The 24,956-nt window shown below is 70.8% G+C and carries 22 protein-coding genes; 16 read left to right on the top strand and 6 right to left on the bottom strand.

Translation table 11 applies throughout. The features are described from left to right. The first annotated feature begins 80 nt into the window (after window positions 1-80). The 5 genes from VV01_RS11125 to VV01_RS11105 are packed head-to-tail and all read left to right on the top strand — an operon-like array spanning window position 81 to window position 6,216. Entirely contained in the window at window positions 81-467 is a 387-nt protein-coding gene (locus VV01_RS11125; protein ID WP_050669945.1) for a YraN family protein, read from the top strand. Further along, window positions 464-1,999: a YifB family Mg chelatase-like AAA ATPase gene (locus tag VV01_RS11120; protein WP_050669944.1), complete on the top strand. Its 1,536-nt coding sequence runs from the start codon at window positions 464-466 to the stop codon at window positions 1,997-1,999. Before VV01_RS11125 ends, VV01_RS11120 begins: the two co-directional genes overlap by 4 nt. Beyond that, a complete protein-coding gene (dprA, locus tag VV01_RS11115) occupies window positions 1,996-3,123 on the top strand; it encodes a DNA-processing protein DprA (protein WP_050669943.1) in 1,128 nt (375 codons plus the stop codon). The genes VV01_RS11120 and dprA overlap by 4 nt, the downstream gene beginning before the upstream one ends. 45 nt (window positions 3,124-3,168) lie before the next feature. Next, window positions 3,169-4,068 carry a tyrosine recombinase XerC gene (locus tag VV01_RS11110; RefSeq protein WP_050669942.1) on the top strand — a complete coding sequence of 300 codons (900 nt, stop codon included), beginning with the start codon at window positions 3,169-3,171 and terminating at the stop codon, window positions 4,066-4,068. 21 nt (window positions 4,069-4,089) lie between these two features. Then, window positions 4,090-6,216, top strand: a complete 2,127-nt coding sequence (locus VV01_RS11105; RefSeq protein ID WP_050669941.1) for a DUF3152 domain-containing protein — start codon at window positions 4,090-4,092, stop codon at window positions 6,214-6,216. Between the two features lies 1 nt (window position 6,217). Here the strand turns inward: VV01_RS11105 and VV01_RS11100 are convergent, their stop codons facing one another. Beyond that, window positions 6,218-6,712, bottom strand: coding sequence for a M23 family metallopeptidase (locus VV01_RS11100; protein ID WP_050669940.1), 495 nt, complete (start codon window positions 6,710-6,712; stop codon window positions 6,218-6,220). Between the two features lie 157 nt (window positions 6,713-6,869). Here VV01_RS11100 and VV01_RS11095 point away from each other — a divergent pair, with 157 nt between their 5' ends. After that, window positions 6,870-7,712 (top strand): DUF3152 domain-containing protein, encoded by an 843-nt coding sequence (locus tag VV01_RS11095; RefSeq protein ID WP_082220934.1) that lies wholly within the window; start codon window positions 6,870-6,872, stop codon window positions 7,710-7,712. A gap of 1 nt (window position 7,713) precedes the next feature. Here the strand turns inward: VV01_RS11095 and VV01_RS11090 are convergent, their stop codons facing one another. Further along, the gene (locus VV01_RS11090; RefSeq protein WP_071606353.1) at window positions 7,714-8,886 is read right to left on the bottom strand and encodes a pyridoxal phosphate-dependent aminotransferase; all 1,173 of its coding nucleotides are present in this window, start codon (window positions 8,884-8,886) and stop codon (window positions 7,714-7,716) included. A 270-nt stretch (window positions 8,887-9,156) separates the two neighbouring features. On the opposite strand from VV01_RS11090, the gene rpsB reads away from it, so the two are divergent. Together rpsB and tsf are read left to right on the top strand one after the other, a co-directional pair. Beyond that, the gene (gene rpsB, locus VV01_RS11085; protein WP_050669938.1) at window positions 9,157-10,083 is read left to right on the top strand and encodes a 30S ribosomal protein S2; all 927 of its coding nucleotides are present in this window, start codon (window positions 9,157-9,159) and stop codon (window positions 10,081-10,083) included. A gap of 48 nt (window positions 10,084-10,131) precedes the next feature. Then, on the top strand, window positions 10,132-10,959 hold the full coding sequence (gene tsf / locus VV01_RS11080) for a translation elongation factor Ts (protein ID WP_050669937.1): 828 nt from the start codon (window positions 10,132-10,134) through the stop codon (window positions 10,957-10,959). Window positions 10,960-11,037: 78 nt separating this feature from the next. Here the strand turns inward: tsf and VV01_RS11075 are convergent, their stop codons facing one another. Both VV01_RS11075 and VV01_RS11070 read right to left on the bottom strand, forming a co-directional pair. Beyond that, entirely contained in the window at window positions 11,038-12,066 is a 1,029-nt protein-coding gene (locus tag VV01_RS11075; RefSeq protein WP_050669936.1) for an alpha/beta hydrolase, read from the bottom strand. An 18-nt stretch (window positions 12,067-12,084) separates the two neighbouring features. Then, window positions 12,085-13,371 carry a low temperature requirement protein A gene (locus tag VV01_RS11070; protein WP_050669935.1) on the bottom strand — a complete coding sequence of 429 codons (1,287 nt, stop codon included), beginning with the start codon at window positions 13,369-13,371 and terminating at the stop codon, window positions 12,085-12,087. A 132-nt stretch (window positions 13,372-13,503) separates the two neighbouring features. On the opposite strand from VV01_RS11070, the gene pyrH reads away from it, so the two are divergent. The 6 genes from pyrH (at window position 13,504) to VV01_RS11040 (ending at window position 20,037) form a co-directional block, all read left to right on the top strand. After that, a complete protein-coding gene (gene pyrH / locus VV01_RS11065) occupies window positions 13,504-14,235 on the top strand; it encodes a UMP kinase (RefSeq protein WP_050671875.1) in 732 nt (243 codons plus the stop codon). 63 nt (window positions 14,236-14,298) lie between these two features. Continuing rightward, a complete protein-coding gene (gene frr, locus VV01_RS11060) occupies window positions 14,299-14,865 on the top strand; it encodes a ribosome recycling factor (RefSeq protein ID WP_050669934.1) in 567 nt (188 codons plus the stop codon). A 21-nt stretch (window positions 14,866-14,886) separates the two neighbouring features. Next, the gene (locus VV01_RS11055) at window positions 14,887-15,783 is read left to right on the top strand and encodes a phosphatidate cytidylyltransferase (protein WP_071606352.1); all 897 of its coding nucleotides are present in this window, start codon (window positions 14,887-14,889) and stop codon (window positions 15,781-15,783) included. Between the two features lie 17 nt (window positions 15,784-15,800). After that, window positions 15,801-16,964 (top strand): 23S rRNA (adenine(2503)-C(2))-methyltransferase RlmN, encoded by a 1,164-nt coding sequence (gene rlmN / locus VV01_RS11050; protein ID WP_050669933.1) that lies wholly within the window; start codon window positions 15,801-15,803, stop codon window positions 16,962-16,964. Between the two features lie 42 nt (window positions 16,965-17,006). Then, on the top strand, window positions 17,007-17,648 hold the full coding sequence (locus tag VV01_RS11045; RefSeq protein WP_050669932.1) for a LysE family translocator: 642 nt from the start codon (window positions 17,007-17,009) through the stop codon (window positions 17,646-17,648). 10 nt (window positions 17,649-17,658) lie between these two features. Beyond that, complete coding sequence (locus VV01_RS11040; RefSeq protein WP_050669931.1) at window positions 17,659-20,037, top strand: ATP-binding cassette domain-containing protein; 2,379 nt, start codon at window positions 17,659-17,661, stop codon at window positions 20,035-20,037. On the opposite strand, the gene VV01_RS11035 is transcribed toward VV01_RS11040, so the two are convergent. After that, window positions 20,020-21,135, bottom strand: a complete 1,116-nt coding sequence (locus tag VV01_RS11035; protein WP_050669930.1) for an LOG family protein — start codon at window positions 21,133-21,135, stop codon at window positions 20,020-20,022. The two genes, VV01_RS11040 and VV01_RS11035, sit on opposite strands and share 18 nt — an antisense overlap. A 162-nt stretch (window positions 21,136-21,297) precedes the next feature. Here VV01_RS11035 and VV01_RS11030 point away from each other — a divergent pair, with 162 nt between their 5' ends. Together VV01_RS11030 and VV01_RS11025 are read left to right on the top strand one after the other, a co-directional pair. Beyond that, window positions 21,298-21,765: a hypothetical protein gene (locus VV01_RS11030; RefSeq protein WP_050669929.1), complete on the top strand. Its 468-nt coding sequence runs from the start codon at window positions 21,298-21,300 to the stop codon at window positions 21,763-21,765. A 29-nt stretch (window positions 21,766-21,794) separates the two neighbouring features. Then, window positions 21,795-22,991, top strand: a complete 1,197-nt coding sequence (locus tag VV01_RS11025; RefSeq protein WP_050669928.1) for an AAA family ATPase — start codon at window positions 21,795-21,797, stop codon at window positions 22,989-22,991. A 6-nt stretch (window positions 22,992-22,997) separates the two neighbouring features. Here VV01_RS11025 and VV01_RS11020 read toward each other — a convergent pair whose 3' ends face one another. Continuing rightward, entirely contained in the window at window positions 22,998-24,941 is a 1,944-nt protein-coding gene (locus VV01_RS11020) for an amino acid permease (RefSeq protein ID WP_050669927.1), read from the bottom strand. Window positions 24,942-24,956 lie beyond the last annotated feature (15 nt).

Here is a 24,956-nt window from a genome sequence, read left to right as displayed (position 1 = left end):
GCCGGTTCCTGCACAGACGCGCGACCGCCTGTGGCCGCGCCGGTACGGCCCGGGCCACCCTCCTCCCAGGAGGTGGTCCGATGGCGACCCAGACGGGTTCGGGCGCGGCACGACAAGCAGTGGGCCGGTACGGCGAGCAGGTGGCGGTGCGGTTCCTGCAGGACAAGGGCCTGAGGGTCCTCGAGCGCAACTGGCGCTGCGCCGCCGGTGAGATCGACATCGTCGCGTACGACGAGCGCGAACGTTGTGTGGTGATCGTCGAGGTCAAGACACGACGGTCCTCACAGTTCGGGGGTCCGCTCGCCGCAGTGACGTGGGCGAAGGCGTCGCGGCTGCGTCGGCTCGCGGCGGCCTGGCTGCATGAGCACGAGACGCACGCGGACGCCGTACGCGTCGACGTGATCGGCATCGAGCGGCCGCGCAGCGGACCGGCGCGGGTCACCCACGTCGAGGACGTGACGGCATGACCTTGGGACGAACGCGGGCGGTCGCGGTGACCGGGATCGAGGGCCGGGTCGTCGCCGTCGAGGCCGACGTCTCGAGCGGCCTGCCCACCTTCACCGTCAGCGGGTTGCCGGATGCCTCGTGCGCCCAGTCACCGGACAGAGTTCGTGCCGCACTCGGCAACTGCAACCTGCCGCTGCCCAAGCAGCGCATCACCGTCAACCTGTCGCCGGCCTCGTTGCCCAAGCAGGGGGCCGGGTTCGACCTCGCCATCGCCATCGCGACGCTGACCGCGGGCGGCACGGTCCCGCCCGACGTCGTGGCGGAGGTCGTCCACATCGGTGAGCTCGGGCTGGACGGCGCCGTGCGCCCTGTGCCCGGCGTTCTGCCCGCCGTGCTCGCAGCCGCGGACGCCGGTGTCCGCACCGTTGCGGTCGCAGCAGCCAACGCGGCCGAGGCGGCGCTGGTCGACGGTGTCGAGGTGATCGCCGTCCGGCGCCTGGACGAGCTGGTCCACCGCTACGTCACGATCGCGCGTGGCGGCGTGCTGTCCGAGGACGAACCGGTCACCCCGCTCCCGCCCGACGAGGGCACGCAGCCCGACCTCGCGGATGTCGCGGGTCAGCCGGAGGCGCGCTTCGCACTGGAGGTCGCGGCGGCCGGAGGTCACCACATGTCGATGCTCGGACCACCAGGCGCGGGCAAGACGATGATCGCCGAGAGGCTGCCTGGACTGCTGCCTGGGCTCAGGCGGTCCGAGGCGCTGGAGGTCACAGCGGTTCACTCGGTCCTCGGTGTGCTCAGCGACTCGGTGCTCGTGCAGCGCCCGCCGTTCGTCGCGCCGCACCACGGTGCGTCGATGGCGGCCATCATCGGTGGCGGCTCGGGTCGAGTGCGTCCCGGGGCGGTCTCTCGAGCCAGCAGCGGAGTGCTGTTCCTGGACGAGGCGCCGGAGTTTCGTCGTGACGTGCTCGACGCGTTGCGGCAGCCGCTCGAGGCCGGCCGTGTGAGCATCGCCCGCGCCGACCGCAACGTCAGCTATCCCGCGCGCTTCCAGCTCGTGCTCGCCGCCAACCCGTGCCCGTGCGGCAAGGCGTTCGGCAAAGGCGCCGACTGCACGTGCTCACCCTTGCGGCGGCGCACCTACCTCGCCCGCCTGTCCGGCCCGCTGATGGACCGGGTCGACCTGCACCTCACGGTTCACCCCGTCACCAAGGCGGCGCTGCGCGCCGGTCCAGGGGAGCCGTCCGCGTCGGTCGCGGCCCGGGTGGTCGAGGCACGACAACGTCAGGAGGACCGATGGCGCGGACGGCCGTGGCGGCTCAACAGCCAGGTGCCCGGTCCGGTACTGCGTTCGGGGGAGTGGAGGCTCCCTGCGCCCACGACCAGGCTGATCGACTCCGCTCTCGAGAGCGGTGCGCTCACGTTGCGGGGCTACGACCGGGTCCTGAGGTTGGCGTGGACGTTGAGTGATCTCGACGAGAGTGCCCGCCCCGGACCACAGCAGCTCATGCAGGCGCTGGGGCTGCGCGCGCCGGCGCTGGAGGCGGCATGAACGCCGACACCGCCGCACAGATCGCGGCTGACCCTGACAAGGTCGCCCGCCTCACCTGGGCTCGGCTCGTCGAGCCGGCTGATGACCAGGCTGCGCCCCTGCTCGCGGAGCACGGGCACGTCGAGGCGCTCACTCGCCTGCGCGCCGGAGCCGACCGGATCGGTCGGGCGGCCACGGGACGGCTGGACGAGTTCGACCTTCAGCGCGAGCTGCGTGCCACTCGGCTCGCCGGTGCGCGACTGGTCTTCCCCGGCGATGACGAGTGGCCGGCCGGGCTGGACGACCTCGCTCGGCCACCGCACTGTCTGTGGGTACGCGGACGGGCGCACCTGGCCGACGCGACCCGTCGCAGCGCCGCGGTCGTCGGCGCGCGCAACGCCTCCGCGTACGGCACCCGCGTCGCTGCCGACATCGCCTCCGGCCTGGTCGAACGACGCTTCACGGTGGTGTCGGGCGCGGCGTTCGGGATCGACGCCGCCGCGCACCGGGGAGCGCTCGCCGCCGAGGGCATCACGATCGCGGCGCTGGCCTGTGGGGTGGACAGGGCCTATCCGGCCATCCATGCCCGGCTGCTCGACCAGATCCTCCTGTGCGGAGCGGTCATCAGTGAGGTGCCGCCGGGCGCGGCGCCGATCCGCACCCGATTTCTCGCGCGCAACCGCCTCATCGCCGCCATGGCACTCGGGACAGTTGTGGTCGAGGCGGGTCTGCGGTCGGGGTCGCTCAACACCGCCAACCACGCCCTCGAGTGCGAGCGACCGGTCGGCGCCGTCCCCGGGCCCGTCACCTCGATGGCCAGCGCCGGCACGCACCAGCTGGTGCGTGACCACCGGGCCGAGCTCGTGACCGATGCCGCAGAGGTCGCAGAGCTCCTCGGCGTGATCGGCGAGGACCTCGCTCCGGTGCGGCGAGGCGAGCACCGTCCCGAGGACGACCTCGAAGGTCCGGCCCGCCGTCTGTGGGAGCACTTGCCCACCGTGCGACCTGGGACCGTCGACCGCCTCGCCCACACCTCCGGCCTCACGGCCCCTGAGGTGATGGCGGCGCTCGGTGAGCTCAACCTGCGGGGGATGGCTGAGCGCTGGTCAGGCGGTTGGCGCAAGGTCGCACCGGACACGCCGTGACGACGGGCGGAGCTGCGTCCCGGCACGCCGACTACGGTCTCGACCATGGACCCGACCACTCTGCGCGACTTCGAGCGCCACCTGCGCTCCGAGCGCGGTCGGTCCGACCACACCGTGCGTGCCTACCTCGGAGACGTGCGCGCGCTGGCCGACTTCCTGCAGGAGCGGGACGTGACGAGCTGGCGGCAGGTCGGGCTTCTCGACCTGCGTTCCTGGTTGGCCGAGATGGACGCCGCAGGTGCCGCACGTTCGACGATCGCGCGTCGCAGTGCGACGGTGCGGACGTTCTTCGCCTGGGCGACCCGCACCGGGCTCACCGACCAGGACCCGGCGCTGCGGCTGGTGGCCCCTCGGCGTTCGCGCACGCTGCCAGGAGTGCTCAAGCAGCAGGAGGCCGTCCAGCTGCTCGACGTCGCGGCGGTGGCCGCCGACGACGAGGACCCCGTGCGTACTCGCGACGTCGCGATGCTCGAGCTGCTCTACGCCTCCGGTATCCGGGTGAGCGAGCTGACCGGCCTCGACATCGACGACGCCGACCTGACCGAGCGACTGGTTCGGGTGATCGGTAAGGGCGACAAGGAGCGGACGGTGCCGTTCGGCGTTCCTGCCGCTGCGGCGCTCGAGCGCTGGCTCGCGCGACGTCCGGCGCTCGTGACCGAGGCGAGCGGGCCCGCGCTGTTCCTCGGCCGCCGCGGTCGCCGCGTCGACGCCCGCCAGGTGCGTGAGGTGGTGCACCGGCTGCTCGCTCATGTGGCCGACGCCCCCGACCTCGGCCCTCACGGGCTGCGACACAGCGCTGCGACACATCTGCTGGAGGGCGGTGCCGACCTGCGCCAGGTCCAGGAGATCCTCGGTCACGCGAGTTTGGCGACGACCCAGATCTACACGCACGTGTCGGCCGACCGGCTCAGAAGATCGTTCCGGCAGGCCCACCCGAGGGCGTGAGTTCCTCTAGGGTTGCGCGGTGTGAATGACGCCTGGAGCCCCGAGCAGGGTGCTGGGGCGTCTTCGGAGCCCGGAGTCCGCATCTTCCCGGCTCCCGGCGAGCAGACCGTCGCCCAGGGGCTCACCCCGGTCCTCCTCCGACCCGTGGCTCGGCCACACACGCCTCTCCTGGACACCGGGCTGCTGCTCGGTGGGCCGTGGCAACCACCGTCGGGGCTCGCCCGCCCTCTCGGCACGCGCCCGACCGTTCCGGTCACCGACCGCGCTCGCAGCGTCGCCGGTCCGCAGGCCGACGCGCTGCGGCGGGCGACGCGTGCCATCGACGCGATCCAGCACACCGCACAGCCGGTGGAGACCAGGCCGATCGAGCGGCCGACCTCCGGCGCGGTCGTCGAACCGTCGCCAGGCGGGTCCTCGTCCTACCGCTGGTTCGCCGCGGCAGAGCGGGACGATCCAGTCGCGCCGTACGCCGGCCCGGCGAGCGAGGTCCGGCCGGCACCACCGACCACGACCTCGTCGCACGCGACTGTCGGGACCGACAGCCCCGAGACCCCGTGGAGCGTCTATCGCGAACCAGCAAGCCGTGCCGCTGCGCCGGCCGTCGACGACGATCCTCCGACCAGCGTTCTGCGCACGTCTTCACCCGCCGGCTCGTCGGTACGTGCGCGAGTCCGGCCGCTGTCGGCGTCCTCGGACTCCGCGCCGTTGCCGCGTCGAGCGAGTGCGACCCGGTGGTCTCCTGACCTCGCGGCGCGACCGGACTCGGTGCCGGACGTGCGCGACCCCGAGCCCGTCGGCCCGGCCGGCGCCGACTCCCGGCTGTCGCCCAGCGTCGCCGAGCAGGACCAGCCGGAGGACGACCAGCCCGGCCCGAACGTGCCCCTGGTGGACGTACAGCCCGCGCGTGGCTCGTCTCCGGCGTCCGCGTTCGCGCGTCCGTCGAAGGTCACGGCGGCCGCGACGAGCATGCCGATGCCGATCCTCGGCAGCAACAGCATCAGGGCCCCGTGGGGATCTCTCCCGACGTTGACGCGACTTGTCGACGTGGACGAGGGCGAGGAGCAGACACGTCTGGTGCCGGTCGGCCACGCGGGCGCAGCTGACGACCGGTCACCCCGGCTCCGGCCCGCACCGCGAGCTGACGCCGTGACCGAGCAGCCGACCCCGACGACTCCTGTCCCCGCGGCGCCGGCCTGGGACGAGGAGGACTCGACCCAGATCTACACACCGCGTCGTACGACGTCGCCGTCGTCGCGACTCACTGCGCTCTCCTCGACCGAACCGGTGAGCTCCGGAGCGGTCTCGGCTCGCACCCGGGAGGCGGGTGAGGAGACGACGGGGGCGACTGCGTACGCCGGAGCCGCCGCCGGCACGCCGCTCCAGGCTCGTGACCCCTCTCATGGCGATGGCTTCGTCGACGACGACCGCCCCTACGACGCGCGCGACGACTTCACCCGTCCGGGTCTGGGCCGGGGTCTGCTCGCGGGGGCCCTCGTCCTGACCGTCGCCGGCGTGGGTGGCTACGTGGTCCACCAGGGTCTGCGCAACCCGCAGCAGACTGCGCCGAGGCAGATGCGCCCGAACGCGGCCTCGCCGTCGACCGCTGCAGCCGCGGGTCTGGCACCGGTCCTCGTGCCCGGCAGCGACACCCCGGCGTCGGGCCGGGTGGTGACCTACTCGCTCGAGATCGATCGTGCGGCTGGTGCTGAGCAGGCCGAGATCGCACGCAAGGTCGGCGAGGTCCTGCGTGACCGCAGAGGCTGGCAGGGCTTGGGTGAGGTGCAGTTCCGCCAGGTGACGCCTGCGCAGATCGCCTCCGGCGCCAAGGCGACCGTGCGCATCCTGATCGGGAGCCCGAGTGCACTGCAGCGGCAGTGCGGCCCGGCCCGCTCCAACGGTGAGTACTCCTGTGGACGCGACGGCCTGGCCGTGGTGAGCCTCGAACGCTGGCAGAGTGCCCCGGACTCCTACGGAGGCGATCTCGATGGCTTCAGGACCTACCTGGTCAACCACGAGATCGGCCACGTGCTGGGGCGTCCTCACGCGTCGTGCGCGGGCCCTGGACTGTACGCACCGGTGATGATGCTGCAGACCGAGGACATGGCCGGGTGCAAGGCATGGCCCTGGCCCGTCGAGGCCGACGGCTAGGTCAGGCCATCGGGAGCAGCACCGGACGACGAGCTCCCAGCAGCAGCAACGGATCTCGGTACGCCCTGGGTCCGGTCAGCAGTCCCCAGTGCAGACACGTACGCGGAGCACAGTGGCTTGCGTCGCTCGCCTCGAGCGTGCCGATCGTCGTCCCCGCCGCCACGGTCGAGCCGACCTGGACGCGTGACGACAGCGGCTCGTACGTCGTGCGCCAGCCGTTGGCGTGCTCGACCGAGACCGTGCCGCGGCCGGCGATGACGCCGGAGAACACGACAGTGCCCGCTCCCGCCGAGCGCACGGACTGGCCCGGCGTGCCGAGCAGGTCGGCGCCACGGTGGCCGGCCGACCAGGGCTGCGGCGGAGGTTCGAAGGGGCGTACGACGGCCGGTGTCGGCTCGAGCGGCCACACGTAGCCGTGCGCGGGTGCGGGGCGGTCAGGCGCGCCGAGCGCCGCCGCGGCGACGGTGAGCAGGGCGGACCAGCCAGTGACGTCCATGAACGGTGAGCCTGACCTGCGGTCGGCGACCGGGCCAGCGGCGCGGATCAGGCTGTGGAGGATGCGGCCGGATGAGCCGACCTGTGGACAGCGACACGAGCAGCGATGACGGGCAGCGTCCCACGCTTGCGCGCGCCGCGTTCCTAGACTCCGCGACATGACCAGCAGGCCGTCGCAGCCGCGCCCGTCGGGCCGCCCGGTCACCGGCGACCCCGGCGTCAAGGTGCGCCGTGCGATCGCGGCCGTCGCGGTCCTTCTGGCGGTCGGCAGCTCGGTGCTCGGGCTGCTGCATGACGACAGCGCCGCGGCGATCACGCCTCCGAAAGCGTCACTGACCCGCACGAGCGCGACGCCCCCGGCCGGCTCCACGTCCGCGTCGAGCACATCGCCCAGCGCCCGCCCCACGTCCGCGAGCAGCGCGAGCGCCGGCGCGTCGACCTCGTCGGTGCCGGACCGTGGTGACGGCACCCTCAAGCCGGTCCTCGTGCCGGGGGCGGACTCCACCGGTGCCGGACGCCAGGTCACCTACGCGCTCGAGGTCGAGGGCGGACTGTCCATCGACACCGGTGAGGTCGGCGCGACGGTCGGTCGGGTCCTGCGCGACCCGCGAGGGTGGCAGCGACAGGACAAGATCCGGTTCGTGCAGGTGACACCACAGCAGCGGGCGAGTGGCGTACGGCCCGATGTCGTCATCTCCCTCGTGAGCCCCGACAAGGTCGACCAGATGTGCGCGCCGCTCGACACCGGCGGTCTGTGGTCGTGCGCCAACAAGGACCACGCCGTGCTCAGCTACCGCCGCTGGGTCGAGGCCACCCCGTCGTACCAGGGCCGGGTCGAGCCGTACCGGACGTACCAGATCAACCACGAGGTCGGGCACGAGCTGGGCCACCCCCACGCGCAGTGCCCCGGCGCGGGCCAGGTCGCGCCGGTGATGCTGCAGCAGTCGATGGGCCTCGGCGGCTGCAAGGCCAACGCCTTCCCGACCGTCTCGAAGGGCTGAGTCAGCTCGCGAGGGTGCGCAGCCGGCGTACGGCCTCGTGCAGCACGTCGTCCTTCTTGCAGAACGCGAACCGCACCAGCGTCCGTGCTGCCTCGGCATCGTCGTGGAACACCGACACCGGGACGCCGACCACACCGGCGCGCTCAGGCAGCTGCCAGCAGAGGTCGACCGCGTCGCTCACGCCGTACTTGTCCATCAGCCCTGCGGCGTCGGCGATGACGAAGTACGTGCCCGCGGGCGTGCTGACATCGAGCCCCGCGTCACGCAGACCACGGACGAGCAGGTCGCGCTTGCCCTGCAGCGATGCCGCGAACCCGTCGAAGTAGTCGTCGTCGAGCCCGAGCCCGACGGCGATCGCCGGCTGAAACGGGCCGCTGCCGACGTAGGTCAGGAACTGCTTGACGGTGCGGCAGGCGCTCACCAGCTCGGCGGGGCCGGTCAGCCAGCCGACCTTCCAGCCCGTGGTCGCGAACGTCTTGCCACCGGAGCTGATCGTGATGGTGCGCTCGGCCATGCCGGGCAGCGTCGCGACGGGGACGTGCTGCGCGCCGTCGAAGGTCAGGTGCTCGTACACCTCATCGGTGACGACGTACGCGTCGTGCTGGCGGGCGAGCTCACAGATCAGCTCCAGCTCGGCGCGGGTGAACACCTTGCCGGTCGGGTTGTGCGGCGTGTTGAGCAGGACGAGCCGGGTGCGTGAGGAGAACGCCGCACGCAGCGACTCCTCGTCGACCGCGAAGTCGGGGAAGCGCAGCACGCTGGTACGCCGGGTGGCGCCGGCGAGGGCGATCGTCGCGGCGTAGGAGTCGTAGTAGGGCTCGAACGTGACGACCTCGTCGCCCGGCTCGCACAGGGCGAGGACCGCTGCGGCGATGGCCTCGGTCGCCCCGACCGTCACCAGCACCTCGGTGCCGGGGTCGGGGGACAGCCCGTAGAACCGCTGCTGGTGGGCGGCGACCGCCTCGCGCAGCACGGGCAGCCCGGTGGGCGGTGGGTACTGGTTGACGCCGTCGGCGATGGCCGAGCGGGCGGCCTCGAGCACCTCACGAGGACCGTCGGTGTCCGGGAAGCCCTGACCGAGGTTGATCGCGCCGGTGCGTGCGGCCAGCAGGGACATCTCACCGAAGATCGTGGCGCCGAAGCCCTGCATGCGGCTCACCAGGGGACTGCTCATGGCTGCGAGGCTAACCGGCTGCGATTTCCGCGTCAGGACGCCCATCCCGTACCCTGGAGGCACGACTCGTGTGTCCACATCTCCTGATGGGTTCAGGCGGGTCGAATTCGCGCGTTCTTCTCCGGCTGCCTTTGGCCGGGGCCACGCTCCCCGCAGTCCGCGACGACCAGCCAGTCGTCACGGGAGGGACGGGTCAGGACGCCAGGCTTCACGACCACCACCGGTGGGCGTGAGAACAACTGGAATCACAACGAAAGGCAGACCGCCACCATGGCCGTCGTCACCATGCGCCAGCTCCTCGAGAGCGGCGTCCACTTCGGACACCAGACCCGCCGCTGGAACCCGAAGATGAAGCGCTTCATCATGACCGAGCGCAACGGCATCTACATCATCGACCTCCAGCAGTCGCTGACCTACCTCGCCGACGCGTTCGAGTTCATCAAGCAGACCGTTGCCCACGGCGGCACGATCCTGTTCGTCGGCACCAAGAAGCAGGCGCAGGAGTCCATCGCCGAGCAGGCCACCCGCGTCGGCATGCCCTACGTCAACCACCGTTGGCTCGGCGGCATGCTCACCAACTTCAACACCGTCAGCAAGCGTCTCGCTCGCCTCAAGGAGCTCGAGGAGATCGACTACGACGACGTCGCCGGCTCGGGCCGCACCAAGAAGGAGCTCTTGGTGATGAAGCGCGAGAAGGACAAGCTCGAGCGCTCCCTCGGCGGTATCCGCGACATGGCCAAGGTCCCCTCGGCCGTCTGGGTCGTCGACACCAAGAAGGAGCACCTCGCCGTCACCGAGGCGCGCAAGCTCAACATCCCGGTCATCGCGATCCTGGACACCAACTGCGACCCCGACGAGGTCGACTACAAGATCCCGGGCAACGACGACGCGATCCGTTCCGTCACCCTGCTGACCCGCGTGGTCGCCGACGCCGTCGCCGAGGGCCTCATCGCCCGTTCGCAGGGCAAGTCGGGCGACGCGACCGAGGACGCCGCTGCTGAGCCGATGGCCGAGTGGGAGCGCGAGCTGCTCGCCTCCGACGCCGCCGCTGCCGACACCGCTGCTGCCACGGACACCGCGACCACCGAGGCCGCCGCTGCCGAGACCGCTGCGGTCGACACCGCCGCCCCGACCCAGGAGACCGCTGCTGTCGAGGAGGCGACCGTCAAGGCCGCCGACGAGACCGCGGGCGCCTGAGCCCGGTCCATCACCGCTGACTCTTCCACGAAGGAGCAACGCACACTCATGGCGAACTACACCGCCGCTGACATCAAGGCCCTGCGCGAGCAGACCGGTGCCGGCATGCTCGACGTCAAGAAGGCTCTCGACGAGGCTGACGGCGACAGCGCCAAGGCCACCGAGATCCTGCGCGTCAAGGGTCTGAAGGGCGTCACCAAGCGTGAGGGCCGCTCGGCCTCCAACGGCCTGGTGGCCGGCAAGGTCGAGGACGGCGTGGGCACGCTCGTCGAGGTCAACTGCGAGACCGACTTCGTCGCCAAGGGCGAGAAGTTCGTCGAGCTGGCCGGGCGCGTGCTCGACCAGGCCGTCGCGGTCAAGGCTGCCGACAACGAGGCGCTGCTGGCCAGCGACCTCGACGGCAAGACCGTGCAGACGGTGCTCGACGAGGCCAACGCCACCATCGGCGAGAAGATCGAGCTCAAGCGCGTCGCGCGTCTCGAGGGCGACACCGTCGTCTCGTACATGCACAAGACCAGCCCCGACCTGCCTGCGCAGATCGGTGTGCTCGTCGCCCTCAAGGGTGGCGACGAGTCGGTGGCCCGCGACATCGCGATGCACGTCGCGGCGTTCAGCCCCACCGTGCTGTCCCGTGACGAGATCGACGCCGAGACGGTCGAGAACGAGCGTCGCGTCGCCGAGGCCACGGCCAAGGAGGAGGGCAAGCCCGAGCAGGCTCTGCCCAAGATCATCGAGGGCCGCGTGAACTCCTACTTCAAGGACAACGTCCTGCTGGAGCAGCCGTTCGCGAAGGACACCAAGAAGACGATCGCCAAGGTCGCCGAGGAGGCCGGCGCCGAGGTGGTCGGCTTCGTCCGCTTCAAGGTCGGCGTCTGAGCGTCTGACGCTGTCGTACACCGAACGCCGGTCGTTCCCTTCGGGGAGCGGCCGGCGTTCGCCGTACGGTGGGCCGCGTCAGCCGATGGCGTTCATGATGCGGCCGATGTCCTTGCTGAACGACATCTTCCAGCAGCCCCAGTTGTGGCCACCGGTGCAGGTGTAGCCGCCGGCTGAGACGTCGTGGCCGTACATCTCCCAGTAGTGCGGGATCCCTTGTGCAGCAAGGGTTTTCGCGAGCGTATGGGTGGAGTTGCCGGCGAAGCGTTCGATGAGGTTGCTCTCGAGCGGGTCGCTGCCGAGCCCGTCGCCGGCGTACAGCGAGATGCTCGTGCCGCGCAGCTGGTCGGCGTGGCGGACGGGGTTGGCGGCCTTCCACGCACCGTCGAACGGCCACACGGGGCTGCCGAACGGTCCGTCGCCGAGACCCATGCCCTGCAGGGTGACGCTGCCGACGACGGCTGTGCGGATGGCCTGGTCCTCGGTGTCGGCGGCGGGGGAGTACGCCGAGACGTGGCCGTAGGTGTCGGGGTGCGCGAACGCGTAGTGCAGTGCGCCGTAGCCGCCCATCGACAGCCCGCCGATCGCGCGGTGCTCCTTCGAGGCCAGGGTCCGGAAGCTGTCGTCGACCCAGGGCACGAGGTCGCGTACGTGGAACTGCTCCCAGTCCTGCCGGTGGGCGCCGTCGTTGACCCAGTCGGTGTACCAGCCGGCCTTTCCGCCCTCCGGCGTCACGACGATGACGTCACGACCGGCCGTGATCTGCTCGGCGTCGCCGGACGTCGTCCACTGGTCGGCGCCGGCGTCCTGGCCGTGCAGCAGGTAGAGCGTCGGGTAGGACCGGCCCGAGCTTGCGTAGCCCTCCGGGAGCGTGATGCGCACGCGCAGGGAGTGGTCCAGGGTCGCGTACGTAGCGTCGACGGCTGGGTCGGTCATGGTCACCTCCCAGGTGCGCTGCAGCCCCTCGACCCTGGTCATGCCGGTGACGGTGATGCCGTGCCCGCTGGCCGGGGTCGCAAGCGTGTCAGCAGAGGCCATGGGCGCGGTCAGCGTGAGCGCGGCAGCGGCGACGCAGGCGGTCGCGGTGAGGATCCTGGCGGTGTGCACGGTGGTCTCCTTCAGCGGTCAGAGGTGGGCGAGCGACTGGGCCTGGTGGCGGTGGCCGTGCGCCTCGTAGCCCACCACGGTGACGAACGGCGCGAGCGTGAGGACGACGAGACACAGGCTGAGCGAGGCCCCGGCAGCGGCGAGCCACACCGCACCGGCGATTGCCAACGCCGTGAGCATGAGCAGCAGCACGTGGAAGCGCTCCGCGCTGCGCAGGAGGTAGGAGTACAGCGCGTACACCAGCAGGACGAATCCGCCGACCGGTAGAGCGATGGAGACCACAGCACCGAGCGTGCCGAGGTGGACGAAGTCGGCCTCGGGTACGGCGGCGTCGTGCTCGACGACGTAGCCCGCGACGTGCAGCCCGGCGCCGACAGCGGCGATCGCGGCGAACAGCAGCATGTGGCCGTAGCCCCTCCCGAACGAGCGCTCCCGATGCTGGTGGAGCACCTCGCCCGAGGGGAGCACGAAGTAGATCCACCACATGCCGAACGTCAGCCCGATGCCGGCGGCCGCCACGAACGCGACATCGGCGTCCCAGCCGTCGGCGGTGACGGCCCCGGTCGAGGCGACGGTGCCGATGACCCCTTCACCGAGCGTGATGATCGCGAGCAGGCCGTAGCGCTCGGCGATGTGGTGGGCGCGCCAGGGAGTGCCGCCCATGAGCCGTTCGGCGATGAACGGCCCGGACAGCTCGATCAGGAACAGCGGGACGGCCGCGGCGAAGAACGCCGCGAGCGACATGTCGGCGACGGCCGTGACGACCCAGCCGACCTGTGCGATCACCAGCGTGGCGGCGTAGGTCAGGCAGGCGCGCCGGTCGTCGGGGCACTGGCGCGCTGCCCGCAGCCACTGCAGGAGCATGGCGACGCGCATCACGATGTAACCGGCGACCATCACCACGTTGTCGACGTGGCCGCCGTGCTCGATCGAGGTGAACAGCCGGGGCAGGCCGAGGGCGAGGATCACCACGCCGACCATCTGGACCATGGTGGTGACGCGGTAGACCCGGTCGTCGGTGTCGTACGCGGACGCGAACCAGCTGAAGTTGATCCAGGCCCAGATGATGGCGAACATCGCGATGCCGAAGCCGATGAGCGCGACCGAGAGGTGGCCGGCGGCGATCGCGTGAGCCATCTGCTCGCCGGCCTTGCCGAACGACACCGCGAACGTCAGGTCGAACAGCAGCTCCAGAGGTGTCGAGGCGCGGCCGGACTCGTGCGGGTCGCGCCCGCGCATCGGCGTCAGACGGTGGGCGAGACTGGCGGGCGCCGTCGCATCGGCGGCGTCGGTGGGCGAGGACATGCTGGCCGTGTCCTTTCCGTCGGCGGGTGATACTCGTCATGGCGGGGCCGGCCCAGCGTAGGGCTGGACGAGGGCACCCCGCTGATGTGGAAGACTCTGTCGACCCACAACGCAGCACCGCTGGGAGGCGCCGTGACCCGTGAGACCGACCGGACGACGTACACGAGAGTTCTGCTGAAGCTCTCCGGAGAGGTTTTCGGTGGTGGCCGCATCGGCCTCGACCCCGACGTCGTCAAGGACATCGCCCAGCAGATCGCCGCGGCCGCGCGAGCAGGGGTGCAGGTGTCGGTGGTGATCGGCGGTGGCAACTTCTTCCGGGGTGCCGAGCTGCAGACCCGCGGCATGGACCGCGTGCGCGCCGACTACATGGGCATGCTCGGCATCGTCATGAACTGCCTGGCGCTGCAGGACTTCCTCGAGAAGGAAGGCGTCGACACCCGCGTGCAGACCGCCATCACGATGGGCCAGGTCGCCGAGCCGTACATCCCGCGCCGTGCCATCCGGCACATGGAGAAGGGCCGCGTCGTCATCTTCGGTGCCGGTATGGGCATGCCGTTCTTCTCGACCGACACGGTGGCGGTCCAGCGCGCGCTGGAGAGCCGCTGCGACGTCGTCCTCGTCGCCAAGAGCGGGGTCGACGGCGTCTACACGGCCGACCCCAAGAAGGACCCGACCGCCACCCTGATCCACGAGGTCACCTACCAGGAGGCGATGGAGCGCGAGCTGCGCGTCATCGACCAGACCGCCTTTGCACTCGGCGCCGAGAACAAGCTGCCGATGGTCGTCTTCGGGATGGAGGGTGAGGGCAACATCACCCGAGCCCTGCAAGGTGAGAGGATCGGCACACTGGTCACCCCGGCCTGACGCCGGTCATCAGATCATCGCGGGGCCGACCAGCCCCGCACAGCGACGAGGAGTCCCACCACCATGGACGGCAGTATCGACGACAGCCTGCTCGAGGCCGAGGACAAGATGGAGAAGGCCGTCGAGGTCGCCAAGGAAGACTTCGCAGGCATCCGCACCGGCCGCGCCAACGCAGGCATGTTCAACAAGCTGACCGTCGACTACTACGGCGCGCCGACCCCGCTGCAGCAGCTCGCGTCGTTCCAGACGCCGGAGGCCCGCACGATCCTGGTGCAGCCGTTCGACAAGGGTGCGATGGCGGCCATCGAGAAGGCGCTGCGTGAGTCCGACCTCGGGGTCAACCCCAGCAACGACGGCAACGTGATCCGCATCATCCTCCCGCAGCTGACGGAGGAGCGCCGCAAGGACTACATCAAGCTCGCCCGGACCAAGGGCGAGGACGCCAAGGTCTCGATCCGCAACATCCGCCGCAAGGCCAAGGAAGAGATCGACCGCTTCGTCAAGGACGGCGACGTGGGCGAGGACGAGGGCGCGCGCGGCGAGAAGGACCTGGAGTCCACCACCAAGAAGTACGTCGACCAGGTCGATGAGCTCCTCAAGGGCAAGGAAGCCGAGCTGCTCGAGGTCTGAGGACCTCAGCACGACACGGTGATGTCCGCCGCTGCACCCGGCCCGGCGTCGCGTCGCGAGGCTCGCGGCGCGACGCCCGCAGCGACCCCTGAAGGCGCTGCGAAGCCGCCGCCCAAGGCCGGACGCAACCTGCCGATGGCGATCGGCGTCGGCGTCCTCCTCGGTGGGCTGGTGCTCGTCTCGGTGCTGGTCCGCAAGGAGGCGTTCGTCGTCCTCGTCGCGGCCGCCTCGGTCGTCGCTGCCGTCGAGCTGCTCAACGGGTTGAGCAAGGCCAAGGTCCACCCGCCGACGATCCCCACGCTCCTGGCTGCGGCGGCGATCCCGGCAGTGGCGTACGCGTGGGGGCCGCGGGTGCTCGCGCCCGCCCTGGTGGTCGCGACCTTGACGATCATCACCTGGGTCGCGGTCGAGGCCGACAGCCCTGCGTCGCTGCGCGACGCGGCCGGGGGAGTGCTCGTCGTGCTCTACGTCCCGGCGCTCGCGGCGTTCGCCACGCTTCTGCTCAAGCCCGATGACGGCGTGGCGCGCATCGTGACCTTCATCGTCGTGACGATCAGCAGCGACATCGGCGGGTACGCCGTGGGCGTCGTCGCGGGCAAGCACCCGATGGCTCCGACCGTCAGCCCGAAGAAGTCGTGGGAGGGCTTCGCGGGGTCGTTCGTCTCGTGCGTGGTCGCGGGCTCGCTGTGCGTCGCCCTCGCCCTGGACGGTGCGTGGTGGGCCGGCGCGCTGCTCGGCGCGCTCGTGGTGGTCGCCGCGACCGTGGGCGACCTGTGCGAGTCGATGATCAAGCGTGACCTCGGCATCAAGGACATGAGCAACCTCATCCCCGGGCACGGCGGCCTGATGGACCGGCTGGACTCGCTGCTGCTGGCGGCGCCGGTCACCTGGGCCGTGCTGACCCTCTGGGTGAGCTGACCGAAGGCGATGACGCGATGACCACCGACCTGCCCGATCCCGTACGCCGACCCGAGCCGGGTCAGCTGACGTTCGCGGCCCCGAGGCGGGGCAAGCCGCCGAAGCACCTCGCCGACCTCGACGCCGCTGAGCGCAAGGCTGCCGTCGAGGAGCTCGGGCACAAGGGCTTCCGGGCCAAGCAGCTGTCCACGCACTACTTCGAGCGGCTCGTCGCCGACCCCGACGCGATGACCGACCTCCCGAAGGCCGCACGTGAGCAGCTGGTGTCGGGACTGCTGCCCGACCTGCTGACCCCCGTGCGCGAGCTGCGGGCCGACGGCGGCGCCACGATCAAGCAGGTGTGGCGGCTGTTCGACGGCGCACTCGTCGAGTCGGTGCTCATGCGCTACCCGGGCCGCGTGACGATGTGCATCTCCAGCCAGGCCGGCTGCGGCATGAACTGCCCGTTCTGCGCCACCGGCCAGGAGGGCCTGACCCGCAACCTGTCCACGGCAGAGATCGTCGAGCAGGTCGTCGCCGGCGCGCGGGCGCTGCGCCACGGTGACCTCGGCGACGGCGGTGACGACGAGGTCGAGTCGCCGCTGCGAGTGTCCAACGTGGTGTTCATGGGCATGGGCGAGGCGCTGGCCAACTACCGGCAGGCGATCAACGCGATCCGTCGCCTCACCGATCCGGCACCCGACGGCCTGGGCATGTCGGCGCGCGGCATCACGATGTCGACGGTCGGTCTGGTGCCGGCCATCGACAAGCTCGCGGCGGAGGGCATCCCGGTCACGCTGGCGCTGTCGCTGCACGCCCCTGACGACGAGCTGCGCAACGAGCTGGTGCCGATCAACACCCGCTGGACCGTCGACGAGGCGCTCGACGCGGCGTACCGCTACTACCGCACCACCGGGCGACGCGTCTCGATCGAGTACGCCCTCATCAAGGACATCAACGACCACGGCTGGCGGGCCGACCTGCTCGGCGACAAGCTCAACGCCCGCGGCAAGGGCTGGGTCCACGTCAACCCGATCCCGCTCAACCCGACGCCGGGCTCGAAGTGGACGGCGTCGCGTCGGGGCGTCGAGCAGAACTTCGTCGAGCGGCTGCGCGCGCACGGGATCCCGACGACCGTGCGCGACACCCGAGGGTCCGACATCGACGGCGCCTGTGGTCAGCTGGCGGCGTCCACCGCCTGAATCCCGGTCGCCCCGGCATCACGGTCGCGGCAGACTGAGCCCATGCCCAGCACCAGCCAGTGGCTCGCCTTCCTGCTCGCCTCGTTCCTGTTCGTGCAGGTCCCGGGCCCGAGCCTGCTGTTCACCATCGGTCGTGCGCTCACCGTCGGTCGCCGCGATGCCCTGCTGTCGGTCGTCGGCAACGCCCTGGGGCTGCTCGTCCAGGTGGCCGCGGTCGCGATCGGCCTCGGGGCGGTGGTCGCGGCCAGCGCGGCCGCGTACACCGTCGTCAAGCTCGCCGGCGCGGCGTACGTCGTGTGGCTGGGCATCCAGGCGATCCGGCACCGTGCCGACGCGCGCGAGGCGCTCGCCGAGCCTCACGGCGCGACGTCCGTACGCCGGTCGCACGCGGTGCGTACCGGTCTGGTCGTGGGCGCGACCAACCCCAAGACCATCGTCTTCTTCGTGGCGTTCCTGCCGCAGTTCGTCGATGCCGGGGCCGGGCACAGCGGGCTGCAGATCGCCGCGCTCGGCACCGTGTTCGCGCTGCTCGCCGTCTGCTCGGACAGCGTGTGGGCGCTGGCCGCCGGCACCGCACGCGACTGGTTCGCCCGCAGGCCGCAGCGGCTGGACGCCCTCGGCGCGACCGGTGGCGTCATGATGATCGGCCTCGGTGCGACCCTCGCCGTCAGTGAGCGTGGATAAGGTCGCTCGCATGACGAGCGCGAAGCCCGCCCCACAGCTGCACGACGCCGACAGCCACGACCTGATCCGCGTGCAGGGCGCGCGCGAGAACAACCTCAAGGACGTCAGCGTCGAGCTGCCCAAACGACGGCTGACGGTCTTCACGGGCGTGTCCGGGTCGGGCAAGAGCTCGCTGGTGTTCGGCACGATCGCCGCCGAGTCGCAGCGCATGATCAACGAGACCTACAGCGCGTTCCTGCAGGGGTTCATGCCGACCCTGGCCAGGCCTGAGGTCGACCACCTCGAGGGCCTGACGACCGCGATCATCGTCGACCAGGAGCGCATGGGCGCCAACCCGCGTTCGACGGTCGGCACCGCCACCGACGCCAACGCGATGCTGCGCATCCTGTTCAGCCGGCTCGGCGACCCGCACGTCGGCCCGCCGACCGCGTACTCCTTCAACATCCCGACCCGCAGGGCCAGCGGGATGATGTCGACCGACAAGGGCAGCCACGTCGAGAAGAAGGCCGTCAAGGACGCGGTCTACCTGGGCGGGATGTGCCCACGCTGCGAGGGCATGGGCCATGTCAGCGACATCGACCTCACTGCGCTGTACGACGACAGCAAGTCCCTGCGCGAGGGCGCCTTGACCGTGCCCGGCTACTCGATGGACGGGTGGTACGGCCGGTTGTTCGAGGGCATCGGCCTGCCGATGGACACGCCTGTCGCGAAGTTCACCCAGAAGCAGCTCGAGACGATGCTGTACTGCGAGCCGACCAAGATCAAGGTCGAGGGCGTCAACCTCACGTTCGAGGGCATCATCCCGAAGATCACCAAGTCGATGCTGTCCAAGGACCCCGAGGCGATGCAGCCGCACGTGCGCCGCTTCGTCGAGCGGGCCGTCACCTTCCAGCAGTGTCCGGAGTGCGAGGGCACGCGGCTGACGCCCGAGGCGCGGTCGTCGAAGATCGCCGGCAAGAGCATCGCCGACCTGTGCTCCATGCAGATCAACGACCTCGCCGCCTGGGTGCGCGAGCTGCAGGAGCCGTCCGTGGCTCCGCTGCTCAAGGGACTGCAGCACCTGCTCGACTCGTTCACCGAGATCGGTCTGGGATACCTCTCCCTCGACCGACCGGCCGGCACGCTCTCGGGCGGAGAAGCCCAGCGCACCAAGATGATTCGCCATCTCGGGTCGTCGCTCACCGACGTCACGTACGTGTTCGACGAGCCCACGATCGGTCTGCACCCGCACGACATCGACCAGATGAACGGACTGCTGCTGCGCCTGCGCGACAAGGGCAACACCGTGCTGGTCGTCGAGCACAAGCCCGAGTCGATCGCGATCGCCGACCACGTCGTCGACCTCGGCCCCAAGGCCGGCTCCGAGGGCGGGCAGATCGTGTTCGAGGGCAGCGTCAACGGACTCCGCAGCAGCGGCACCTTGACGGGTCGCCACCTCGACGACCGCGCCTCCCTCAAGGACGTCGTCCGTACGCCGACCGGCTCGCTGGAGGTGCGGGGCGCCTCGACCCACAACCTGCGCGACGTCGACGTCGACGTGCCGCTCGGCGTGCTCGTCGCCGTCACCGGCGTCGCGGGGTCGGGCAAGAGCTCACTCATCCACGGCTCGGTCGGTGGACGGGATGGTGTGGTGGTCGTCGACCAGAGCGCCATCAAGGGCTCCCGGCGCAGCAACCCCGCGACCTACACCGGGTTGCTCGAGCCGATCCGCAAGGCGTTCGCCAAGGCCAACGGCGTCAAGCCGGCCTTGTTCAGCTCCAACTCCGAGGGCGCCTGCCCGACGTGCAACGGTGCCGGGGTGATCTTCACCGAGCTCGGGGTGATGGCGACGGTCGAGTCGCCGTGCGAGGACTGCGAGGGTCGCCGGTTCCAGGCGGCCGTGCTCGACTACGAGCTCGGCGGCAAGAACATCGCCGACGTGCTCGCGATGTCGATGGAGGAGGCCGAGGCGTTCTTCGCGGACGGCGAGGCCCGCATCCCGGCGGCGCACAAGATCCTCGACCGGCTGGTCGACGTCGGCCTGGGCTATCTCACGCTGGGCCAGCCGCTCACGACGCTCTCCGGCGGCGAGCGGCAGCGCCTCAAGCTCGCCGCACAGATGGCCGAGAAGGGCGACGTCTACATCCTCGACGAGCCCACGACCGGCCTGCACCTGGCGGACGTCGAGAACCTCCTCGGTCTGCTCGACCGGCTGGTCGACAGCGGCAAGTCGGTCATCGTCATCGAGCACCACCAGGCGGTGATGGCGCACGCCGACTGGGTGATCGACCTCGGCCCCGGCGCAGGCCACGACGGTGGCTCGGTGGTGTTCGAGGGCACACCGGCCGACCTGGTCGCATCGCGCTCGACCCTCACCGGTGAGCACCTCGCGTCATACGTCGGAGCCTGACCCGCTCGCGGTGACCAGCTCGGCCGCCTCACCGGTCGAGTCGACCAGGTGGATCGCCCGGCCCAGGGCACGGTCGCGCCCGAGCGCTTCCAGCGCGGGCCAGACGGGCACGGTCTCACTCCAGTGCTGCTTGCCGACCAGCGCGAGCGGTGCGACCTGCGTGCCCTCGCGCGCGTAGTACAGCCGCGTCACCAGCTGGAAGATCTCCTGCACCGTCCCGGCGGCGCCCGGCAGCACGACCACGCCCGCATCGCAGCGCGCGAGCAGGATGTCCTCGCGCAGCGCGTTGGAGAAGAACTTCGCGACCGCGTCCGCGAACAGGTTGGGCGGCTCGTGCCCGTAGAACCAGGTCGGCACCCCGATGCTGCGGCAGCCGTCATGCGGGTCGACGTACGCCGCGCGCACGTCCGAGGCCGACCGCGCCCAGTCCTGCACGGACGGGCGGAACGACGGCACCGCGGCGAGCTGCGCGAGCGCAGCGTCCAGTGCGGTCGGGTCGGCGCAGGCGGCACCGAGGTTGGCGGCCTCCATGGCGCCCGGTCCGCCACCAGTGGCGACGAGCAGACCCGCCTCGGCGAGGTCGTGGCCGAGGCGGGCGGCGTCGGCGTACGCCGGGGTGCCGCGCTCGACGGCGTGGCCGCCCATCACTCCCACGACGTGGCGGCCCTCGAGCAGCTCGTCCAGGGAATCGGACATGGAGTGGTCGTGAATGGCGCGCAGCAGCGTCACGTAGGCGTCGCGCGAGCTGTCCGCGTCCTGCGACCAGACGTAGGCACGCGCGTCGGGCGTGGCGTCGTACCCATCGGTGAGCAGACCGTCGTACAGCTCGGTGGGGGCGTACAGCCGCGCGCGGTAGGGATCGACGGGCGCGGACGGGTCGGTCGGGAAGATCGTGGCGCCCTGGGCGCGCAGCTCGTGCTCGAGCCGGGGCGTGAGGACGCCGCCGAGCACGACCACGCCCGCGGTGCCGTGGGCGAGCAGCCGCTCGCCGACATCACCGGTGAGGTCGAGCCCTTGCAGTCGCAGACCCTGCAAGGAGCGGCCGCTGCGGAGCACGGCGTCAAGCTGGTCGAGGCTCTCGATCTCGGTCGTCGGCATGCGCCCATCCTGCCTCCTGCCGGGCCGTTGCATCACGGTCCGGTCACGTGCCGCACGCGGCACCCAACCCCGCAGGGCACTGCGACGTCTGCCCGGGTGCCGACGGTCTTGTCGGTACCACTCGGGGACGCGGCCGTGAGGCCGCAGAAGGAGCACCACCAGATGAAGCGCACCCTCCTGTCCATCGCAGCCGCCGGTCTGATCGGCGTCGGCATGGTATCCGGCGCAGATGCCGGATCTGCTTCCACCGCAACGGTTTCCGGCGGGCGTGCCGTGGTCCACGTGACCGACGCGACCACCTCGCGTGTCACCGCGAAGCCTCGGACGAGCGCGCCCAGTGCAGCGACGAAGGCGGCGATCACGCGCGCGGTCGAGCGGAGTCCACTGCTCGGTGAGGTTCCTCCGACGGGCGTCGTCGTCACCGCCATCCGGGTGTCGACGCGTGACGCGCGCTGGGCGTCCGCGCTCGTGGCTCCGAAGAGCTCGGACGTCGACCCGGCGCAGGTCGTCCTGCGCCACACCTCGAAGGGCTGGTCGGTGCGTGACCTCGGCACCGACCAGGTCGGCTGCCAGGTGCTGAAGGCGAAGGTGCGCACCGAGCTGGGGCTGTGGGGCCGCTGCGCGGTCTGAGCGTCGTACCGCGCCCGTAGGTTGGGCGCATGCTCAGGACGATCGCTGTCTCCGGCTACCGGTCGCTGCGTGACGTCGTCGTGCCGCTGCACGGCCTCGACGTCGTGACCGGTGCCAACGGCAGCGGCAAGTCCAGCCTCTACCGCGCGCTGCGCCTGCTGGCCGGGTGCAGCCGCGGTGAGGTCGTCGGGTCGCTCGCGCGTGAGGGCGGCCTCGGGTCGGCGCTGTGGGCGGGCCCGGCCACGCTGGGTGGCGCGCGCACCGGTGGGCACGAGGTGCAGGGCACCGTACGCAAGGGGCCGATCAGTCTGCGCCTCGGTTTCGCGTCCGACGACTTCGGCTATCTCGTCGACCTCGGGCTGCCGCAGCAGGCGCCCGGCTCCGAGTCGGCTTTCCTGCGTGACCCCGAGATCAAGCGCGAGGTCGTCTGGAGCGGTCCTGTCATGCGTCCGGGATCGGTGCTCGTCCGTCGGCGCTGGTCGGTGGTCGAGGCGCGCGACGGGCGTGGCTGGCGTGAGCTCACCCGGGGCGTCGCCCCGTGGGAGAGCATGGTCAGCGAGCTGTCCGACCCGTTCAGCACGCCCGAGCTCATCGCGGTGCGCCGGATGATGCGCGGCTGGCGGTTCTACGACGGGTTCCGCAGCGACGCAGCAGCTCCGGCCCGTCAGGTGGCGATCGGCACCCGTACGCCGGTGCTCGCCGACGACGGAGCCGACCTGGCCGCGGCGATCCAGACGATCCGTGAGAACGGCAGTCGCGAGCTCGACGCGGCGGTCGCCGACGCGTTCGACGGCGCCCGGCTCGAGGTCTCGGTGGCGGACGGCCGGTTCGACCTGCAGCTGCACCAGCCGGGCATGCTGCGACCGTTGTCGGTGGCCGAGCTGTCCGACGGCACGCTGCGCTACCTGCTGTGGGCGGCCGCGCTGCTCACCGTCTCGCCGCCGGGTCTGATGGTGCTCAACGAGCCCGAGACCTCGCTGCACCCCGACCTGCTGGCTCCGTTGGCGCGGCTGGTCCGGCAGGCGTCGGCGTACACCCAGGTGCTGGTCGTCACCCACGCCGCACCGCTCATCGACGCGCTGGAGGTCACCGATGACGACGACGCCGACACCGGTCTCGGTTCGCCGGCGCGGGGCGTGCGGCTCGTCAAGGATCTCGGCGAGACGTTCGTCGAAGGGCAGGGCATGCTCACGACCCCGCAGTGGGAGTGGGGGAGCAGGCGCTGAGACGCCTCAGCCGCCGACGTGCACCTGCGGGCGGCGTGACTCATCGGGCTCCGCGCGGCGCAGGATCTCGTGCGTGAGCGGCGGGATGTCACCCTCACCGGCCAGCAGGAAGCGCAACGCGTTCTGACCGGGCGCCCGCTCGCTCCACTCGAAGTAGACGTGCGGCACCTGGTCGTCCAGGTCACGCACGTGCAGCATCATCGCCGCGATCGCGTTGGGCACGCTCGACCCCGTGGCGCGCAGGATGCGGTGCTGCCCGACCCGGACGCTGGTGACGTCGACGCGGGTCGCGAACTCGCTGGCGTCGACGACCTCGACCTCGAGGAAGATGCGGTCGTCACCGTCGCTGAGATGGTTGTCGAGCATGACCTCGACCATCTTCTCGTCGTACTCCTCGTCGTCGCCGGCCTGCAGCTTGTTGGCGATGAACCGGATCGGCCGGGGGTCGGCGATCGCGGTGTCGAGCAGGTCCTGGGCCGCGTCGTCGATGACGACGCTCTGGACGCGCAGCTCGGTGCTGCGCTTGATGCGCGAGGTGACGCTGACGACGATGATCGCCGCGATGAACAGCAGCGCGAGCAGCAGGCCCGAGGGCTCCTTGAGGATCGTGTCGCCGAGTGTGTAGACGAAGATCAGACTGACGACGGCGAACAGCGCAGCAGGGCGACGGTGCCCGCGGCGCAGCTCGGTCAGGAACACCGCAACGGCAGCCGACGCCATCAGCGCGAGGACACCGGTCGCGTACGCGCCGGCCTGGTCGTCGACGCTGGCCTTGAAGAAGATCGTGACGGCAGCGGCGATGAGGCTGAGGATGACCACGAGCGGCCGTGTGGAGCGGGCCCAGTCGGGCGCCATGCCGTAGCGCGGCAGGTAGCGCGGGACGATGTTGAGCAGGCCCGCCATCGCTGAGGCCCCGGCGAACCACAGGATGCCGATGGTCGCGATGTCGTACGCCGTCCCGAACGTCTCCCCGAGCCGCTCGTGCGCGAGGTAGGCGAGGGCACGGCCGTTGGCCTTGCCGCCGTCCTCGAACTCCGCTTCGGGGATGAGCAGCGTCGTGACCAGCGACGAGCTGATCAGCATCACGCTCATGATGAGTGCTGCCGTGGTGAGCAGCTTCTTGGCGTTGCGGATGCGGCCCTCAGGACGCTCGACCGTGTCGGACGGGTCGCCCTTGACCAAGGGCATGACGACGACGCCGGTCTCGAAACCGGACAGGCCGAGCGCGAGTGCCGGGAACACCAGCAGTGCGGCGCCGATCACGCCGAGCGGCACGGTGTGCTCGAGCTCGAGTGCGTCGGTCCATCGTGAGAACAGGTCGGGGTGGGTGATCGCCTCGACCAGTCCGTCGGCGACGACGATGGCGCTCAGGCCGAGGTAGATCACGACGAGCACGACGGCGACCCCGATCGCCTCCTTGAACCCCTTCAGGAAGACGGCGGCGAGCAGGGCGATCAGGACGAGCGTGATGAGCACCTCCTGCCCGTGCAGCGGGTCGTGCAGCAGCGGGTTCTCGACCAGGTGCGCGCTCGCGTCGGCCGACGACAGGGTGATCGTGATGATGAAGCCGGTGGCGACGAACCCGAGCAGGGCGAGGACCAGCAGCTTGCTCGGCCAGTACGCCAGCAGCCGCTCCAGCATCGACAGGCTGCCGTCGCCGTGGGGGCTCTCGCGGGCGACCCGGCGATACATCGGCAGCGCGCCGAACAGCGTGATGAGCACCAGGACGAGCGTGGCGACCGGTGCGACGGCGCCGGCTGCGAGCGCGGCGATCCCCGGCTGATAGCCGAGCGTGGAGAAGTAGTCCACGCCGGTCAGGCACATGACGCGCCACCAGGGCTGGACGTGATCCTGCGTACGGGCCTCGTGCTCGTCCTCGTAGTAGCCGCCGGGATCCGCCTGCTGGGCGTCGAGGAACCATGCCTTGAAACGCCCGGAGTTGGTGGTCACGAGCGCACAGCGTAG

It is taken from the genome of Luteipulveratus halotolerans (assembly GCF_001247745.1).
Lineage (GTDB): Bacteria > Actinomycetota > Actinomycetes > Actinomycetales > Dermatophilaceae > Luteipulveratus > Luteipulveratus halotolerans.
This window is presented reverse-complemented; position numbering and strand designations above follow the sequence as displayed.

Excerpts from the sequence above, each read along its gene's own strand:
- VV01_RS11100 (WP_050669940.1), bottom strand. The coding sequence starts at position 6,712 with ATGGACGTCACTGGCTGGTCCGCCCTGCTCACCGTCGCCGCGGCGGCG.
- VV01_RS11035 (WP_050669930.1), bottom strand. The coding sequence starts at position 21,135 with ATGCCGACGACCGAGATCGAGAGCCTCGACCAGCTTGACGCCGTGCTC.
- frr (WP_050669934.1), top strand. The coding sequence starts at position 14,299 with ATGGACGGCAGTATCGACGACAGCCTGCTCGAGGCCGAGGACAAGATG.
- VV01_RS11125 (WP_050669945.1), top strand. The coding sequence starts at position 81 with ATGGCGACCCAGACGGGTTCGGGCGCGGCACGACAAGCAGTGGGCCGG.
- VV01_RS11120 (WP_050669944.1), top strand. The coding sequence starts at position 464 with ATGACCTTGGGACGAACGCGGGCGGTCGCGGTGACCGGGATCGAGGGC.
- VV01_RS11025 (WP_050669928.1), top strand. The coding sequence starts at position 21,795 with ATGCTCAGGACGATCGCTGTCTCCGGCTACCGGTCGCTGCGTGACGTC.
- VV01_RS11110 (WP_050669942.1), top strand. The coding sequence starts at position 3,169 with ATGGACCCGACCACTCTGCGCGACTTCGAGCGCCACCTGCGCTCCGAG.
- VV01_RS11045 (WP_050669932.1), top strand. The coding sequence starts at position 17,007 with ATGCCCAGCACCAGCCAGTGGCTCGCCTTCCTGCTCGCCTCGTTCCTG.
- VV01_RS11070 (WP_050669935.1), bottom strand. The coding sequence starts at position 13,371 with ATGTCCTCGCCCACCGACGCCGCCGATGCGACGGCGCCCGCCAGTCTC.
- VV01_RS11090 (WP_071606353.1), bottom strand. The coding sequence starts at position 8,886 with ATGAGCAGTCCCCTGGTGAGCCGCATGCAGGGCTTCGGCGCCACGATC.
- VV01_RS11095 (WP_082220934.1), top strand. The coding sequence starts at position 6,870 with ATGACCAGCAGGCCGTCGCAGCCGCGCCCGTCGGGCCGCCCGGTCACC.
- VV01_RS11040 (WP_050669931.1), top strand. The coding sequence starts at position 17,659 with ATGACGAGCGCGAAGCCCGCCCCACAGCTGCACGACGCCGACAGCCAC.
- rpsB (WP_050669938.1), top strand. The coding sequence starts at position 9,157 with ATGGCCGTCGTCACCATGCGCCAGCTCCTCGAGAGCGGCGTCCACTTC.
- rlmN (WP_050669933.1), top strand. The coding sequence starts at position 15,801 with ATGACCACCGACCTGCCCGATCCCGTACGCCGACCCGAGCCGGGTCAG.
- dprA (WP_050669943.1), top strand. The coding sequence starts at position 1,996 with ATGAACGCCGACACCGCCGCACAGATCGCGGCTGACCCTGACAAGGTC.
- VV01_RS11030 (WP_050669929.1), top strand. The coding sequence starts at position 21,298 with ATGAAGCGCACCCTCCTGTCCATCGCAGCCGCCGGTCTGATCGGCGTC.
- tsf (WP_050669937.1), top strand. The coding sequence starts at position 10,132 with ATGGCGAACTACACCGCCGCTGACATCAAGGCCCTGCGCGAGCAGACC.
- VV01_RS11055 (WP_071606352.1), top strand. The coding sequence starts at position 14,887 with ATGTCCGCCGCTGCACCCGGCCCGGCGTCGCGTCGCGAGGCTCGCGGC.